Source organism: Sporosarcina sp. NPDC096371, from assembly GCF_044762865.1.
In the GTDB taxonomy this organism is placed as follows: Bacteria; Bacillota; Bacilli; order Bacillales_A; family Planococcaceae; genus Sporosarcina.
This window is the reverse complement of the sequence record NZ_JBIWFE010000005.1, coordinates 192,212-208,915: the sequence shown is the minus strand read 5'-3', so window position 1 is coordinate 208,915 and position 16,704 is coordinate 192,212. Positions and strand designations below refer to the sequence as shown.

Genomic DNA, 16,704 nt, shown 5'->3' with positions numbered 1-16,704 from the left:
AAAAAAATGACATTCCCCCCCCTAATTCCACTATCTTTTCATTCGATAATTAATGGAAGACATACATTAGAATTGAAAATTGAAGGGAAATACCGCTCTAAGGTTGAAGATATAGGTAAGGGATAAAAATAACTATATATGGAATGTTTTCAAAATACCTACCTATTGTCTAACTTTACTCACAAATTCACTTATTTGACGAAGGTACGTTAGGAGAGGGTTATATGTTAGAAGGGAAAATCATCAAATTTTACCGCAAAAAAGCTGGTCTTACGCAAGAACAATTAGGCAGAGGGATTTGTTCCGTTACACACGTTAGCAAAATCGAGCGTGGAGAAACCTCTTATTCTCCCGAAATCATCCAATTATTTTCAGAACGCCTTCATATAGATATCGAACAAGGAGTCCGCCGTCTTGAGGACATAAAAAGGCTACTCCACCGCTGGCATAACGCCATCATTATGCAAAAGATGATCGAAGTGGAGAAATTGAAAAAAGAGCTGGAAGAAACCACTTTCATCGGCTTTTCCAACTATGACAGCCTGTACAGATTGCTACAGGCAAGGTATTACATTTTACAAGATGAATTGGAAAAGACATACGCCATTATCCAACAATTTCAACTAGACGATCCAGATCTTCCTCTTTACGAAAAAAACTTACTCCTACACATATGGGGCATCTATTATATATCCAATTACAACAATTCAAGCACCGAAAATCATCAAAAAGCCGTTAAGGTATTAAAAAAAATCGATAAGGATGAGTATCGAAACCCTGAATACTATTACCACTTGGCGGTAGCCTACTATTGGATTAATTCTAAAGTGAATTGCTACGCCTATGCAGAAAAAGCACTGCGTCACTTCAAGGAAACGAATAACTACTTAAGGTCCATCAACGCCGAATCCTTGATGCTACTACAGCTTGGCGACGATATCCATGTCGATTTCAAAGAGATGACGGAAACCTATATGAATCTGATTCATGACGCTGAAACCCTACATGCCCCCGATAAAAAAGAGATGCTGCTGAACAATCTAGGCTATGAACATTCTAAAAGAAAAGATTATGCCGGTGCTCAGAAGTATTATAAAGAAGCACTTCGTATGGCGGATAAGCCTTCTGTTCTCTATCTTCAACGTCTTCATAATTATCTAGGAAGTTGCTTTGAAGGAAAACTGTTGCGAAAAACGGCCATGTTGAACAAAGCCAAGGAAGGCATGTCCGTGGCAAAGGAATTGGACAACCGTTTATACAAGATATTATTTAGACTACTCATCTATCGGATAGAGGGTGAACTCGACCAGTATTACAGCTTCATAGAGAAAGAAGCCCTCCCGTACTTCGAGTCTAACAATCATGCGGCGTTAACAAATAGGTACGGCAAGCAACTATACCACCACTTCGTGAAGTTAAAGCAGTACGAGAAAGCCGTTCAAATTTCTAATATTTTTATGGACGCTATCTAATAAAAAATAATTCCACGTCTGTTGATTAACCATAGTGAAACTTATCATTCATTTAGAACGTATCCCTATTAAGACAGTTATTGTTCAAAAAAGGCTAGTGGAGGGGTATTCTTTCCACTGCGTCAAGTGAAGTAAAACTTCACAAATAAAGGGGGATAGAAGTATGAAGGTGAATAAGAAATTCCTTTTATCAATTTTTGCTTTACTGCTAATCCTATAAGCTTGTTCATCAGCAAAGAACACAGCATCCAACGAAGTAGATGGAATAGAATTAGAATTAACTATCGATAAACAAGAATTATCGCGAAATGATGAAGTCATTGCTAAAGTAATTTTAACAAATCATAATGATTCAACTAGAGAAATCTTTGTACCAACACCAAAAGATACAGAAGAAGGAATCTCTGCTGTAATTGTTGAAAAAAAAGACAAGATGCTATGGCAAATGTTGAGTCCACAAAATAATCAAGACATCCCAAACATAAAAGAGCGTTCGTTCTATGATTATGTTCTCGTGGAATTAGGTGCAAATGAAACTATTGAACAAGAGTTTGTTTGGAATAAGGAATTATTTAACCAAGAAAGTGAAGAAATTGTAAAAGCTGATCGCGGAGAATACATTTTAAGCACCTTTGTAATATTGGATGAAATAAAAGATGAAAAGGAATATTATGAGCCAGAAAAGCAAGTGATTTCTAAACTAAATTTTACAATTAAATGACCATACGATTATAGAAAAAAGTGTGGTAGGGATGCGACTCTGCCGCATCCCTACCACATCTCGGTAATCGTATAGAAGTCATTCAACCCAAGGCATCTATACACGTTTCGCCTGGTGTACGATTAAGTTATTGATTGGTTGATTTTAGTGAATCAACACGTATGACTTCCGATACATTTAACGATTGTTTTCATTCCGTATCGTCGTAATAAGTACCCTCTGTTTGCTCCGCATTGAATGTCCAATCCACATGTAATTTATCGCCTTGGAATTGGTTTTGGTCTTCGCCATTATCGACAAACTCGAATAATACGAATACCTTCTCCTTCCCTCCAGCAGGGATCCCATCTGGACGGGTTGTATTGCCGACGAATTCATCAATGGCCGTTAAGTCTGGCTGTTGAGTTTGTAGGTCGTATAGTGTCGTCTCAACAATAGGAGTCGTTGCGCTGCTCGTGTTATACATAATCGTCACTTTAATATGCTTGGCAAAGTCATCGGTATTATCCGATTTCAAATCTTCAACCGTAAATTTCGTATCCAGTAATACTCTGTTAATGTCCAGCGTCCCGTTGTTTTCTAAAATAAACTCACGATATATCTCATCGCCAGGTTTAAGATTCTCTATATCGACAACCACATTAGGATTGACTTCCAAATCTAATGTACCTGATGCAAATGTGTTCTGTGTGACAACAGAATCACTAAAGTAGGCATATGTTCCGCCACTTACTAATGATAATCCTAATGTAGCCATGATGACACCCTTACTTACTTTTTTCGCGAAACTCATTCTTACATCCCCCTTAGTATGATTGTTTTTATATTTATTTAACTCTTATATACTTTTTTTAGTACATAGGAGATATTACTACCCTTACACTGCATTTTTCACTTCAACTTCTTTGACTGCCCCCACTATTACACGTAAAGCTGAAATGATTAGTAATAAACCAGGTACGATTAACAAAAGCGCCATCCCTGCTTTCGTATTCGCATAAGTCATTGCATATCCTACATATGGGATGGTCACGTTGGTGTACTTGCCAACGACATCTTGCGACGATACTGTCCATAGATCAGGGCCATCATTATTATCCCCTTTTGTTTTATAGGACACTTGCCCATTCGCTTGTTTGACATCCGTAATTCTATGGGTAATTAGCTTTTCATCCATATGAAAAGTAATAATATCCCCCTTTTTATAAGTGGCGTTGTCTAGCTCAATTGCGATGAGAGACCCGGTTTGAAAGGTTGGCTCCATCGACCCTGATAATACCGATTTGATTTGATAGCCTAAGATGGTGGGTTCCCCTCCTGAAATCCGAGAAGAAAGAACAACAAGTGCAAGGAAAACAACAGCAATTAGGACAACGCTTTTTAGCAGAAGGCTCATCAAGTTCCATATTTTCTTTTTCACGCTTTGTCACCTCCTTCGCAAATCCACTTTACTAGCTTGTCTCCATTATTCCAGATGGTATTGGAAATTGTAATCGGTTTAATTCCACCTTAAAACATGGATGAATTTTGTCGGATTTTCTTATAAAGGAAGATAAATGCTTAAAACCGCTTGGAAATTAACCCAATATGAATACCACCGGAATCAATTGACTTCCCTACCAGTTTTCCTAATAATTGTAATTGTGTTAGCGCATTTTAAAGAAGGGGTGAGTGTATTGAACAAGAAAAAACAGAAAAAGATGAGTAAAAAAGTCATTATTCCTGCTGTATTAGCCCTATCAGTTGCATTTGGAACAACAAATGTAACTACATTTGCCGCTCCAACAGGCGAATCAACTTTATTATATAAAGCTGATGGATTGAGCAAACAAGAGGTTGTTAAAAACTTTCTTCAATCACAAATAGCACTAGAAGCTTCTGAAAAAGTACGTGCAGCTGGCGGAGAGCAATTCAAAATTATTAGTGAGGAAGCGGATCGTACAACAGGCACTTACCATGTACGTACGATTGAGCAATACAAAGGCATTCCCATTTACGGCTCTGGACAAGCTGTGGCATTAGATGCGAACAATAACGTCTATGCATCTTTTGGTGAAGTCACACAAACTTTAGGCCTTTCTGTCATTCCAACTGAAGCATCTATTTCGCAAGAGGATGCCCTTGCAACTGCAAAAGAAAGTATTGAATCCAAAATCGGTGCTGTTAAGAACTATGACGGCATCGACGCTGAACTCACCATTTATCCTTATGAAGGACAATATCACTTAACGTATCTCGTGAAAGCCTCTACTTCTTTACCAGAACCCGGATACTTCCATTACTTTGTCGATGCAACGAGCGGTGAAGTGATTAATAGCTTCAATGCGATTCATGAAGCGGATGCATTGGCCAGTACACCGATTACAGGTCGGGGATTAGATGCATTAGGGAAAATGCAGACCTTTAGCGCTACAAAAGATGCTGCAACTGGAAAAAATCTTTTACACGGCACTATCGTTTCCGGCTCTAATACAGTAGGCATTAACACGTATGACGCGCGACGGATGGGTGAAACTGGTTTCATTCTCCTATCAGCCCTCCTAGGTTTTACAGGATTTGAAGTAGAAACGAATACGAATTTCTTTGCAGATCCTGCCGCTGTTTCCGCACATACAAACTCGGTGAAAGTGAATGATTACTATCAAAAAATCCATAAGCGTAATAGCTTAGATGATAAAGGGATGACATTAGTAAGCACCGTTCACATTGGATCGAAATGGAATAACGCTGCATGGAATGGAAAACAAATGCTTTACGGAGATGGTGATGGCGTACAATTTAGTTCATTAGCTGGCTCTATGGACGTTGCTGGGCACGAGATGACACACGGTGTCATTACCAACACAGCAGACCTCATTTACGAAAATGAATCTGGTGCCATCAATGAATCACTAGCTGATATTTTTGGTGTACTGTCTGAAATGCATTCCAAAGGTCTTTCTAGCCCAGCAGATTGGGAAATTGGTGAGGCAGTCTACACGCCATATATCGATGGCGATGGCGGTCTTCGTTCACTAAGTAATCCAAGAACTAAAGCGCTTCATCCGGCATATGGATTAAGGGACAATGTCTACCCAGATAATTATCAAGATCGCTACCTCGGTGAGTTGGATAATGGTGGCGTGCACATTAACAGTAGCATTAACAACAAAGCTGCTTACCTCATTTCTGAAGGCGGCGAGCATTACGGAGTGAATGTAACAGGGATTACTCGTTCCAAAACTGAAAAAATCTACTACCGTGCTTTAACATTGTATTTAACGCCTTCTTCTGGTTTTGCAGAAATGCGTCAAGCGGCTATTCAAGCTGCTACTGACCTGTACCCAGATAGAAATGGTGCACCTTCGCAAGAAACGCAAACTGTCATGGCTGCGTATGATGCTGTCGGTGTTACGGGAGAATAAATCTATTGATACTACAAAACCATGGACGAGTCTGTTCATGGTTTTTGTATTTGCTGTTTTTATTTTGGAGTACATCAGTACCGAGTAGCACATTTCGGTGAAATGTTAAGATTACGTAAATTTTTATATTTACCTTGGTGGTTACTATTATCAGTGCTATATTCGTGTACATAGCATTAAAGATAAAGGAGATCACCATGAATGTCACAAACCGCTTTACATTACTGATTGAACTATTTCTCGTTTCCACCCGACTTGGCCTCACTTCATTTGGTGGACCAACCGCCCACTTGGGGTATTTTCATGAAGAGTATGTACGTAGAAGAAAGTGGATGGATGAAAAAAGTTACGCGGACTTAGTTGCTTTGGCGCAATTTTTACCAGGACCTGCTAGTAGCCAAGTAGGTATCGGGATTGGTGTTATGCGCGCTGGTGTTTTAGGGGGTATCGTCTCTTTCATCGGCTTTACACTTCCTTCCGTCATTGCCCTTATTCTTTTTGCCTTACTGCTTACGGGATTTGATATCGGAGATGCAGGATGGTTGCACGGCTTAAAAATTGTAGCAGTGGCGATTGTTGCGCATGCGATTGTTGGAATGGCTAAAAGTTTGACGCCTGATACCAAGCGTAAAACCATCGCTTTATGTGCCCTACTTGGGACCTTGCTCTGGCAAACTGCCTTTACCCAAGTAGCTGTTATTCTACTTGCTGCTTTCCTTGGTTTTTTATTATTTAAACAACACGACACCACGGAAGTCGCTAATTCTTCATTTCCGATTTCCAAAAAGATTTCAGCAATTTGCCTGTTATTATTTTTCGGTTTGTTATTTCTATTACCAATCATAAGAGAAGTCAGTGGTTCTTATTGGGTAGCGATGTTCGATAGTTTTTATCGATCGGGTTCCTTAGTGTTTGGTGGGGGGCATGTGGTTTTGCCTTTATTGGAACAAGAATTAGTGCCAACTGGCTGGATTAGCGAAGAAGCGTTTTTGGCGGGTTATGGTGCTACACAAGCAGTTCCCGGCCCCCTCTTTACATTCGCAGCTTATTTAGGCACCGTCATGAAAGGCTGGCAAGGCGGTTTGGTCGCAACAGTCGCAGTATTCTTGCCTGCTTTCCTGCTAATTCTAGGTGCCTTACCTTTCTGGGATCGCTTGCGCAGCAATCCGAACATTAAAGGTGCCATTATGGGTGTCAATGCTGCAGTGATTGGGATTTTGATTTCTGCCTTTTATTTTCCGATTTGGACTAGCTCAATCTTGGCACCTGCCGATTTCGCTTTGGCTGCTGTGTTGTTTAGTATGCTGGCTTACTGGAAGTTACCGCCTTGGATTGTTGTGGGTACTGGGGCTGTTGGAGGTTCTTTATTAGCGCTACTATCATAAAAGGTGCCTGCTTCTACACTAAATTGTGTGAGAATCAGGCACCTTTTTTTATTCTGACAAGCATTAGGTTTATAGACTGCAGGAATTACTTCTCTAGCGTAGGTATATGGTGATTAGTTTTATTGTTTATATCTTCTGATGCCATCGCTAATCGTTCAGTAATTTTTCTCTTGCGATACAGCATCATCCCAGCCTCGGCTAGGTCGCCAACTGCAGAACGATTGATAAAAGCCCCGACTAGCAGTCCAACGATAGGAATCATTTGAAAAAGCTTTTTCCAACCGATTTGATCACGATGAGTCATGACCACTTCTCTCCACCCTTGGAGTTCTGAAATCACTTCTCGTTTCACACCTTCATCAGAAGAATCGATGAGGGATAATTGCTGTAATATCGCCTGTTTTCCGACAATATCCGAAGAAACAAACTGCAACACTTTCACGATATACACTCTTTCCTCTTTATCATTCGGATCATAGCCATAGCACATCGCGATGTCCTGGAGGGTCTTTAATTGAATACCTAGAAGCAGTGGGATATCGATTGATAACGTGAAAATCCCCCCGATTCCCGTGCCTGCACCTTGTAACGTTGCCAATTGTTTTCGATTTTTTGCAAGTTTGCTGACTGCCTCGTCCATTTCGACAATCGGGACCAATTCCACATCCGCCAACGTATGGACATTGTTATCTGGATAATAGGACTTTAGTGAGGATACTGAACTTAAGTACTTGCCCCCTGTTTGAACATATTGACCAAGTTCATCTAGAAGCGTACCAATCTTATTTTGTATAAAAGCGGGCGTCATCTTGTCTAATAGCTTAAATGGGAGTCGGCCAATTTTTTCCCAAAACCATAAATCACTTTGATCCTGTTCCCACTCCACGCTCTTTTTGAGTTCAACCCGTAATTCTTCTATTGTTTCAACCACTATGTATGAATACCTCCAATGTATTTTCCATAAAAGCTGTATCTCTTCATGTTGGTAGTTCGAGTAGTAGGTTCTAACTCCATTCAGTGTTTAATTATATCCTACTCGTCATTTTAATGTAAAATCCATGAATATAGTGCCAAGGAGATCTTGATGAGGAGAAAGATCGAAGAAAGTATGATTAGATTCAGTACCTGAATTTACTATTTCTATGCATCCAGCGAATGCGCCTTCGCTGGATGCATTTGATCAAGTTATATAGCAGCGTATCTGTTAAGTCCACGAACTAAATAAATCAAATTGAATGATGGCAACTATCACAATCGTAATATAAATGATCTCACCAATTGTGAGAATCGAGTGTTTGGGCGTCTCGGAATATTTCCATTCAAAAAAAGCTCTAACACCTTCAGTGAGTATACCGAAACCAAGAAGCACAGCCATATACACGTATATAGAATATTCATTATTGATTGCAAGAGTAACAGAAATAATTCCGCCAATCACGGTGCCGATTCTTATCGTCCAATCAATTCTTTTATGTAAATCATTTACATGGTTATACGAAAATATTTTCTTTTTCTCTATGCTAAGAAGCTTTCTTAACAGCCACTGGATCAATGCACCCACGACAATAAAAAGTGCCGCGTATAGGATAAATTCCCCCCACATCATCAGATCCCTCCCCTATTAATAAGTGCCCTTGCTATCAAATACCCGTTAATCAGCTTACTATACAAACGCAATATAGATGGATACTATCTTACACTCACATGACAGATAAATCCAATTATTCCATTAGGGGTGAGATCACTGACACTACATTCAGCGTTCGATAAGAACTTAGTACCCTCACTTATTTTTTCTATAATTATGTATCTACCTAAAATGGAAGGTATATTTGAAGGGAATGCCGTAGAAAAAGGGGCATTTTTCGTCCCGCAACGTAATCGCAACACCAAGAAATCGTGATTATTCATATTCATACGACCTTCACATATATTTTATAAGTTTATCAATGTGTTATTAATGATAACTTTTAGGAGGGCCTATATGGTTATAACCCCGGGCATTGGGGATTTGTCCTATATTACGCAAGCTAATGGGACAAAGTTTTTCACGTTGATTGCAGAAGAAATTACGTGGGAGCTTGTAGATGGGATTTTTATTAAAGCATGGGGATACAACGGTTCTACACCGGGTCCCACTATTCGCGTCAATCCTGGAGATCATGTATGTATTCGAGTAATCAACCGCTTACCTGAAAAAACGAGCGTTCATTGGCATGGTTTACTTGTACCAAATAACATGGACGGCGTTCCTCCAATCGAACCTTCCCCATTCATTGAACCGGGGCATTATTTCGATTATCATTTTTCAATTAAAAATCCACCTGGAACCTATATGTATCATTCGCATGTAAATGTTGCCGTACAAGATAATGCAGGGCTGTTAGGTGGCTTTATTGTAGAAGATCCAAACTTGCAAAACATCCCACAATCTAAAGACTATCTTTGTTTACTTCAAGAATGGGCGATTGGCGAGCTGCCTTGTGGCGACCTTACAAAAGGCATATATGACTTAACTTTTGAGTAACCAGATTTCAATTTCTTTACGATCAATGGGAAATGCTATCCGTATACGGAACCTTTAGCTGTAGAGTACGGGGATACTGTACGCGTTCGTTTTGGCAACATTCAAATGAATCACCACCCCATGCATTTACATGGTCATCAGTTTCGTGTTGTAGGTGCAGATGGTTTCCCTATTGCTGAGCATACACAAATCTGTAAAAATACAATACTCGTTGCTTCCGGAGAGACGTGGGATATCAGCTTTCTCGCGAACAATCCGGGTATCTGGCCTTTTCATTGTCACATGCCACATCACGTCACAAACAATGGCGCACCTGGCGTGGGTGGTATGCTTACTACGGTTAGTTATTGTTGAGGGTAGTCAACATACAGTAACTACATGAAAAAAAAAGCAATCCACAACACTTTTTGTTGTGTGGATTGCTTTCTAATATTGAAATGGCGGGAGTTAAATATTTCTTTATTCGGCCACACTGACCTTAGCTTCAGCACCTTGATCTAAGGAAAAAAGTTTTTCATCATTTTTTAGCTCTACTAGATTTTTTGCTTCTTGAACTAAATTTTCCATTGTATTTAATTCATCATCGCTAATTTCAACTAGCTCTTCAAACATTTCAACTGATTCTCGAGAGATAAAGGCTATCTCAACAATTGTTGCCATGATTTGCTGAGAAGTAGCAGATAATTCTTCTGTACTTGCGGAAGAATATTCATTACTTTCAGCAATGATCTTTGTCGTAGCTAAAATCTGTTCGAACATGGTTCCAACCTCTACAATGGTCGTATTTGTATCTTTAAATTCATCTGTACCCTGTTGCATGGACTTGACCACTACTTCAGTTTCTTCTTGTATATTCTTCACAATATTGGATACTTCTGAAGACGCCAGGCGTGATTGCTCGGCCAATTTTCGAACCTCGTCCGCAACAACTGCAAATCCTTTACCATGTTCACCTGCACGGGCAGCTTCTATTGCCGCATTTAATGACAATAAATTAATTTGTTCTGCAATCCCTGAAATCACTTTGACTATCGAGCCGATTTCGCGAGATTTTTCTCCAAGTTTATTCATTGCATCGGATGTTGTATTTACCGTCCGATTAAAATTATCCATTTTTTCCAATGAATTCTTGAGCTTCACATTTCCTTCTTGCGTCAATTCTAAGGTCGTATTCGATTGCTCTGAAATTTGATTGGATCGCACGGATAGATCTTCGATAGCCTGTGTCATTTCTTCCATCGATGCGGCACTTTCTTCTGTAGCTACTAATTGCTTTTTTAATCCCTTACCTACCTCATCTATTGCAGCTCTTACAGTATCAGCCTTCTCAGTTGCGTATTCCCCATGTTCAGTAAGTATTTCACCTTTTTCAAACACATTTTTTGCAAATAACTGAAAAGGCTCTTCTTGACCTGCTGATAGTTCCTTCATTTCGTTTATAACCTGATTATTTATATGAGAATGACGTTTAAGCGCAAAATATTGGTAAGCAAAATACAAAGATGTACATAATAAAACGACTATCATTCCTAACAAGATAGCTTCCATGAAAAAAACCTCCTATTCTACTAACTTATTAACGATGATATTTTACAATTCTTTTACAATGATATAGATCCCATCTGCTATAGTCGATGGAATACTGCTTAGCTTCTCGTTGCTTTCATATTTATGAACAATAAAGTTTCCTTCTACGTCTACATATTTTTTCAAACCATGAAACTTCTCCATCAAGCGCATTGACTTCGGATTTGTCGCTTCACCTAACACAAGTCTAACGCCTTCTTCTGTTGCTTTTTTCATTATTATATCGCCTAACCTTTGTACAATGTCCTGACGATTATACTCAGCAATTACACCTAATAAAAATAAATGTAATACTTCTCCATCTTCCGCATCTTTTCCATAACGTTTTTTATAATCATCTAGGAATCGAGTATCGATATCCTCTAATACACGCATTACTATATTCATATCAGCAAACGTACCGCTAAAAATATCGCCTTCGATAACTTCAAGGACATTTGTATCCCCGACTAGTGCTCCTACAACATTTTGTTCTTTATCTAGCGCAACAACACAGTAGCCTTGGTGAGCAATTGACTCGATATATTCCTTCGTAAATTGATAGAAGTCTTCGTAGGGTAATTCTAAGGCATACCCGATTATCGGTTCTTGCACCCATTTGCCAGCAACTTCTACTCCAATAAATGTGCTTGCTAAACATGCTGCTGCCTTTTCAATTAAATCTGGTTGGGCCTTTGTAAGGATTTCGTATGTATATAAATCTTCTGTTGTCTGCATCGTGATGTTCTTCTCCAAAGTTGTCTGCATTGTGATGTTCCTCTCCAAAATAGATTCGATTTATTAAAAACTAGCGTAAATTTATTTCAGAAACATGATCGACTACTGTTCCTGGGAAATCAATTGTCTCGAGCGCATTTCGAACTTGTACTTTAGCAATTATAGATTTAGGATTTACTATCACAACATGTTTAAAGCCAAGTGAAACATAAAACATGATCGTATCCCCTAGCTCTGCTGAAACTTTTGAAGGAAGGGGTGATTGATGTGTTCCATCAGTTACAAACGTATACGTATTTTTTGGTATTTTTGCTATAGTTTCTTGTAAATCCTTTAAAAATACCTCTACAAGTTCTGCTTTAATAAACCCTATTACCTGAACGTGTACTTCTTTCTTTGCTTCATAAATTGCCATTTTATATTTTGGCACATCAACAACTAACATCTTTTAACCTCCTTTTTTATTACTATTTTTTAGCTACTGTCCCTATCTCCAAGACCTGACAATGTAAGCTGCCGTTCATTACAGTACTTCTTTTAAATGAAAAAGCTACCCCAATCAAAAATTGGGGGGTAGCCGAATAACCACTTCTTATCCTGGCAACCCGACTATCATTATCCAAGAGGATTTTAGACCCGTAGCTTTGTGTCCTTACCTATCGATAATTTCACCTTTTTCAATTTAAAGGAGTATGATCATAATATCACATTGACCTATCCGTATAATAGTATAAACTACTTACAATATTTTTTCTATATTAGTACTTTTTACTGAAGAGAATAAGATTAGTTCAAGGGGTTTTCTACTCACTCCATTATTGTAGGAAAAGCAAATGAGAATGAAAAATGGAATGATTTTATTATTCGATTTATCTTTACCAACCACGTTAGGTTGACAATCTTGTCCATATTGATCATGCTACTCAGACTAGTCTTAAAAGCTAGCTCCATGCCTGGACTCAGTAAGCTATACTAGATAGGAAAACATTAAAAATAGGAACACAAAAAGCGATAATTGCAGCCGAGCCCAATTATCGCTTTAGATTTAATATTTCAATGAACCCCGCTACATCGCTGGATTCAATTGATAAACTTATATCGCACCGTAACTGTTAAGTCCAAGAACTCAACAAATCAAATTGAATGATAACAACTACCACAATCGTAATATAAATCATCTCACTAATTGTCAGAATCGAGTGTTTGGGCGTCTCGGAATATTTCCACTCAAAAAAAGCTCTAACGATATCTGAAGTAATATTGAAACAAAGAAGTACCACCAAATATAGGTACAATGAATAATCCTTACTGAAGATGAGATAAAAAGACGCCGCTGTGCCGATCACGGTGACGATCCATATCCCCCAATCAATTCCTCTATGTAAATGATTTACATGGGTTCGGAGAAATGATTTCTTCTTCTCTACGTTTAGTAGCTTTCTAACCAGCAACTGGATTGAGGCGTTTATGGCAATAACAATTGCCGCAAATAGGATGAACTTTGGCCAAAACATTAGATCCCTCCCCCGTAGATGTTTGAATAACATCCCCTACCATTCACTTTACAATACAAATAAAAATACTACCACAATTATCCTTTAAATACATTTCTTTTATGCCACTTATAAAAAGGCTTGTTCTTTTCATTTCGAGCGATTTTCATTTTAGGCCGTATCCCATATTTCTCATAATCCTCTTCTGGAATTTGTGATGAAATATGCAACCTACCCTGTCCATCAAATGCGATCAATCCATTCTCATAGAGCGCATGATGATTACAACATAGCAGAACACCGTTAGAAGGATCTACTCGTTCAAAATCCGTACTATCTTTCCAAGGTTTCGAATAACTCGCGCGAAGTAATTCGGGTAACTCAATATCACAGAGCGCACATTTTTGGGCCCATAATGGTAGTAGACCTTGTCTAAATTTTTGTTTGCCTAAACGAATCTTTGTTTTCACTTCTGTTTCTGTTTCAGCAAGCATTGGAATGAACGTATTGCGCTCGGTTTGACGAACCGTGCCAATGGCTAATTCCAATTGTTCTTCATCTACTTGGTAAATGTTCGAATCACTAATGAGCTCCAACAATTTGATGGATAATTCCTCGTTACACGGATACAAATAGCCTTGATTACCATTGGCATCGGCTTGAAATGGAGAATATTTGATAGGCAATAGCGGTAAAATCACATCGAATTTTGAACGTACATTTACAGGTACTTCAAGTTCATGATAGTCCAATTCCACCAAATAGCCGTTACCTTCCCACTCTGCATCATGTGGCTTACTTGATGGTCTCCGCGCTGCCTGACAATCGGATGTAGCCACACTAATCGCCACAATATCTCCTTTCACATAATGAAATATGCGATCTCCTTCATTTACTTCCATCACGCGTAGCCATGAATGAGGTAAACTCCCACCACTATCTTGTTCCCGCGACCAAATCATTCCTAACTCTTTTTCTTCTTGATACGTCTGACCTTGCATGACAATGAAACTTTGCATATATAGAACACTCCTTAATTGCGATTCAACGATTTTCTATTCTTATCATAACTGCTTATTGTAAAGCTTGCTGTAATTATGATTTTTTCTTGAATGAAATGAAAAGTATCTTATATGTTATCCAAATAAAATAACTCTAATTCGTCGGTTGAATTAGAGAATCTGACAGGTAGATTCGATAAAAGTATATGGAAATGAAAAAGGGACATTGCCCAGGAGCCTAATTCCCGTTTAATAAGGACAGGTATATCTACATTTCATCTCACAAACAGTAACTACTCAGTCTATATATATGTTGATATAAAGAATCATACTAACAACGCTCGGCGCTTGGGGATGCCTCCCGCAATAAGCCAGACAGAAGACCGCTGTCAGGGGAGGGAATGAACTGCATCCCTCCTTTGTCTTATTGCTTCGGCTACCCCAGTAAGGCCCCTTCGCTGGAGATTATAGGGTATCATTAGTTCATAAACATTGAGCAACTACAAATTCCCAACGATTACTTTTTATCTAAGTACTGGTGATTAGCCCAGTGTATTGTGATAATGTGAACTTAGACTGCCGTTTCAAAGGATAAAATGAAGGATAAGAGGACACAAGAATTCACTAGACTTGTACAAGCTATTTCAGTATCGTCTAGTAATTGAGGAGTGTACGTATGACAGATTATTTAGATCTTGAAGACGAAGAAATTATTTATTATGTTTACAATTTGAATTGGGAACTTCCAAAAGAAACTCAGGATGAAGCTATTGAAATTCTTTCTAGAGTTTCACCAGATAAGGCCGATATGTTAATTCCCAAATACGGAAAATCTTGTTGGGAAAATGGAGTAGGCATATTAACAAAAATGGGGTACCCAAGAAATAAAAAGGCTTTACCTAAATTGGCAGGCTTACTTCAGGATAGAAACTGGCCGGGGGCATTAGAGGCTATTGAGCTGTTTAGGCTACTAGGAAAGAAAATCAGTGTTCCCTATATTGAAAAAGAATGTGAAATAGCAATTCAATGCAATGATAACGACTGGCTTGAGCATCTTTATTTTGCAAGTGACAGCCTTGGAATAGTAAAAGAAGACTTCCGTAACCCTGAAGCATATCAGTTCATGAAGAAGGCCGCTGAAGAGTTGTATTAATTAATAATGGGGATTGCTATTGCAACAAAAATTAGCAATGAATTTTTTCAAGTACCAGGTTCTAACACAATTCAGCGTTCAATCAGAACCTCTGGTACTACTCACGAAGAGTATGACACGCAGAGTGAAGGGCCTTTCCTTCGGTAAGTCTCGGCATGTAAGGTGCTACTAATTGTTTTGGGAGCTTATTGTTTCTTAGAGAGAGTGGTTGGAGGATTTGCACTCTTTGTTGGAAATTCAGCGTTTTTCGTCGGACACTTGTACAGCGTACTTTCCCATCAAATCACCAAGACACTATGTTCCCATCGATTCCTGCATTCAACGAAAACATAGCACCTACGTCTCCCCATTATAAAAGATCCACCCAAATCTTAATCGCAGTTGCTAGAATGAGGACCGCCAGTATCGCCTGCAATACTTTTGTGTTTAGGTTTCCTCCCATTTTCGCGCCCAATGGAGCAGCTAGTAGACTAGCGACAATCATAATCGCCGCGGGATAATAATCAACTTGCCCTGTCGTCAGCTTCCCGATTGTAGAACCGATTGAGGATATAAAAGTGATGGCCAGGCTTGTCGCAATCGTCATGCGTGTTGGAATCTTTAATACAACGAGTAGGATAGGCACTAGTAAGAAACCACCCGCCGCACCAACAATTCCAGATCCAATACCGACGATGAACGCCAAAATGGCGGCTACAAACTTATTAAAGGTCACTTCATTCATTGGCATATCATCGATTTTCTTCTTCGGTACGAACATCATGATCGCCGCAATGAGCGCGAGAACGCCATACACGACATTAACCCCATTTTCGGATAAAGACTGCGAGCCATAGCTACCGATGAGACTACCTACTAGAATGGAGCCTCCCATATAGAGAATGAGTAATGTATTCAAGTAACCGCTTTTCCGGTATGCCCAAACACCTGCAAGCGAAGCGAAAAAGACTTGCACTGCACTTATGCCCGACACTTCATGCGCCGTGAATGCTGCCAAACCAAAAAGAGGCGGTATGTACAGCAGCATCGGATATTTAATAATCGAGCCTCCGATACCGACCATTCCGGAAACAAACGACCCAACGAAACCAATTAAAAAGACAACAATAATAAACGTTACATCCATCTAGTTTCACTCCTTCTATACTTGCCTCCACTACCTCTTCCTTCATTATAGTTTGATGATCGAATCATCCCTATAGGGGGTTTCCACCATCTATGTATCCTTATACAAAAAAACTCAT

At 39.1% G+C, this 16,704-nt stretch carries 17 protein-coding genes and 1 riboswitch; of the genes, 7 read left to right on the top strand and 10 right to left on the bottom strand.

The annotated features are described in order from the left end of the window. The first annotated feature begins 224 nt into the window (after nt 1-224). Nucleotides 225-1,472 (top strand): helix-turn-helix domain-containing protein, encoded by a 1,248-nt coding sequence (locus ACIQ0H_RS14920; protein ID WP_403416194.1) that lies wholly within the window; start codon nt 225-227, stop codon nt 1,470-1,472. A gap of 433 nt (nt 1,473-1,905) precedes the next feature. After that, entirely contained in the window at nt 1,906-2,193 is a 288-nt protein-coding gene (locus tag ACIQ0H_RS14915) for a hypothetical protein (protein WP_403416193.1), read from the top strand. A gap of 190 nt (nt 2,194-2,383) precedes the next feature. Here the strand turns inward: ACIQ0H_RS14915 and ACIQ0H_RS14910 are convergent, their stop codons facing one another. Together ACIQ0H_RS14910 and sipW are read right to left on the bottom strand one after the other, a co-directional pair. After that, nucleotides 2,384-2,986 (bottom strand): TasA family protein, encoded by a 603-nt coding sequence (locus ACIQ0H_RS14910; RefSeq protein ID WP_403416191.1) that lies wholly within the window; start codon nt 2,984-2,986, stop codon nt 2,384-2,386. An 84-nt stretch (nt 2,987-3,070) separates the two neighbouring features. Next, nucleotides 3,071-3,589, bottom strand: a complete 519-nt coding sequence (sipW, locus tag ACIQ0H_RS14905; RefSeq protein WP_403416557.1) for a signal peptidase I SipW — start codon at nt 3,587-3,589, stop codon at nt 3,071-3,073. Nucleotides 3,590-3,893: 304 nt separating this feature from the next. On the opposite strand from sipW, the gene ACIQ0H_RS14900 reads away from it, so the two are divergent. Together ACIQ0H_RS14900 and ACIQ0H_RS14895 are read left to right on the top strand one after the other, a co-directional pair. Next, nucleotides 3,894-5,597, top strand: a complete 1,704-nt coding sequence (locus tag ACIQ0H_RS14900; RefSeq protein ID WP_403416555.1) for a M4 family metallopeptidase — start codon at nt 3,894-3,896, stop codon at nt 5,595-5,597. Nucleotides 5,598-5,794: 197 nt separating this feature from the next. Then, the gene (locus ACIQ0H_RS14895) at nt 5,795-6,982 is read left to right on the top strand and encodes a chromate transporter (protein ID WP_403416189.1); all 1,188 of its coding nucleotides are present in this window, start codon (nt 5,795-5,797) and stop codon (nt 6,980-6,982) included. Between the two features lie 85 nt (nt 6,983-7,067). Here the strand turns inward: ACIQ0H_RS14895 and ACIQ0H_RS14890 are convergent, their stop codons facing one another. Next, nucleotides 7,068-7,913, bottom strand: coding sequence for an EcsC family protein (locus ACIQ0H_RS14890; RefSeq protein WP_403416187.1), 846 nt, complete (start codon nt 7,911-7,913; stop codon nt 7,068-7,070). Between the two features lie 273 nt (nt 7,914-8,186). Then, nucleotides 8,187-8,588: a DUF4181 domain-containing protein gene (locus tag ACIQ0H_RS14885; protein ID WP_403416185.1), complete on the bottom strand. Its 402-nt coding sequence runs from the start codon at nt 8,586-8,588 to the stop codon at nt 8,187-8,189. 378 nt (nt 8,589-8,966) lie between these two features. Here ACIQ0H_RS14885 and ACIQ0H_RS14880 point away from each other — a divergent pair, with 378 nt between their 5' ends. Both ACIQ0H_RS14880 and ACIQ0H_RS14875 read left to right on the top strand, forming a co-directional pair. After that, nucleotides 8,967-9,509, top strand: coding sequence for a multicopper oxidase domain-containing protein (locus ACIQ0H_RS14880; protein WP_403416183.1), 543 nt, complete (start codon nt 8,967-8,969; stop codon nt 9,507-9,509). Nucleotides 9,510-9,530: 21 nt separating this feature from the next. Further along, nucleotides 9,531-9,863, top strand: a complete 333-nt coding sequence (locus ACIQ0H_RS14875) for a multicopper oxidase domain-containing protein (protein ID WP_403416553.1) — start codon at nt 9,531-9,533, stop codon at nt 9,861-9,863. Nucleotides 9,864-9,968: 105 nt separating this feature from the next. On the opposite strand, the gene ACIQ0H_RS14870 is transcribed toward ACIQ0H_RS14875, so the two are convergent. The 5 genes from ACIQ0H_RS14870 to ACIQ0H_RS14850 form a co-directional block, all read right to left on the bottom strand. Continuing rightward, nucleotides 9,969-11,057: a methyl-accepting chemotaxis protein gene (locus ACIQ0H_RS14870; RefSeq protein ID WP_403416181.1), complete on the bottom strand. Its 1,089-nt coding sequence runs from the start codon at nt 11,055-11,057 to the stop codon at nt 9,969-9,971. Between the two features lie 42 nt (nt 11,058-11,099). Continuing rightward, nucleotides 11,100-11,843 carry a hypothetical protein gene (locus ACIQ0H_RS14865; RefSeq protein WP_403416179.1) on the bottom strand — a complete coding sequence of 248 codons (744 nt, stop codon included), beginning with the start codon at nt 11,841-11,843 and terminating at the stop codon, nt 11,100-11,102. Between the two features lie 40 nt (nt 11,844-11,883). Then, entirely contained in the window at nt 11,884-12,258 is a 375-nt protein-coding gene (locus tag ACIQ0H_RS14860; protein WP_403416176.1) for a hypothetical protein, read from the bottom strand. Nucleotides 12,259-12,409: 151 nt separating this feature from the next. After that, nucleotides 12,410-12,496: riboswitch (cyclic di-GMP riboswitch) on the bottom strand. A gap of 429 nt (nt 12,497-12,925) precedes the next feature. Continuing rightward, on the bottom strand, nt 12,926-13,327 hold the full coding sequence (locus ACIQ0H_RS14855) for a DUF4181 domain-containing protein (RefSeq protein WP_403416173.1): 402 nt from the start codon (nt 13,325-13,327) through the stop codon (nt 12,926-12,928). Between the two features lie 77 nt (nt 13,328-13,404). Then, on the bottom strand, nt 13,405-14,325 hold the full coding sequence (locus ACIQ0H_RS14850) for an HNH endonuclease (RefSeq protein ID WP_403416170.1): 921 nt from the start codon (nt 14,323-14,325) through the stop codon (nt 13,405-13,407). Nucleotides 14,326-14,983: 658 nt separating this feature from the next. On the opposite strand from ACIQ0H_RS14850, the gene ACIQ0H_RS14845 reads away from it, so the two are divergent. Continuing rightward, on the top strand, nt 14,984-15,460 hold the full coding sequence (locus tag ACIQ0H_RS14845) for a hypothetical protein (protein WP_403416167.1): 477 nt from the start codon (nt 14,984-14,986) through the stop codon (nt 15,458-15,460). A 349-nt stretch (nt 15,461-15,809) separates the two neighbouring features. On the opposite strand, the gene ACIQ0H_RS14840 is transcribed toward ACIQ0H_RS14845, so the two are convergent. Then, nucleotides 15,810-16,586 carry a sulfite exporter TauE/SafE family protein gene (locus ACIQ0H_RS14840; protein WP_403416165.1) on the bottom strand — a complete coding sequence of 259 codons (777 nt, stop codon included), beginning with the start codon at nt 16,584-16,586 and terminating at the stop codon, nt 15,810-15,812. Nucleotides 16,587-16,704 lie beyond the last annotated feature (118 nt).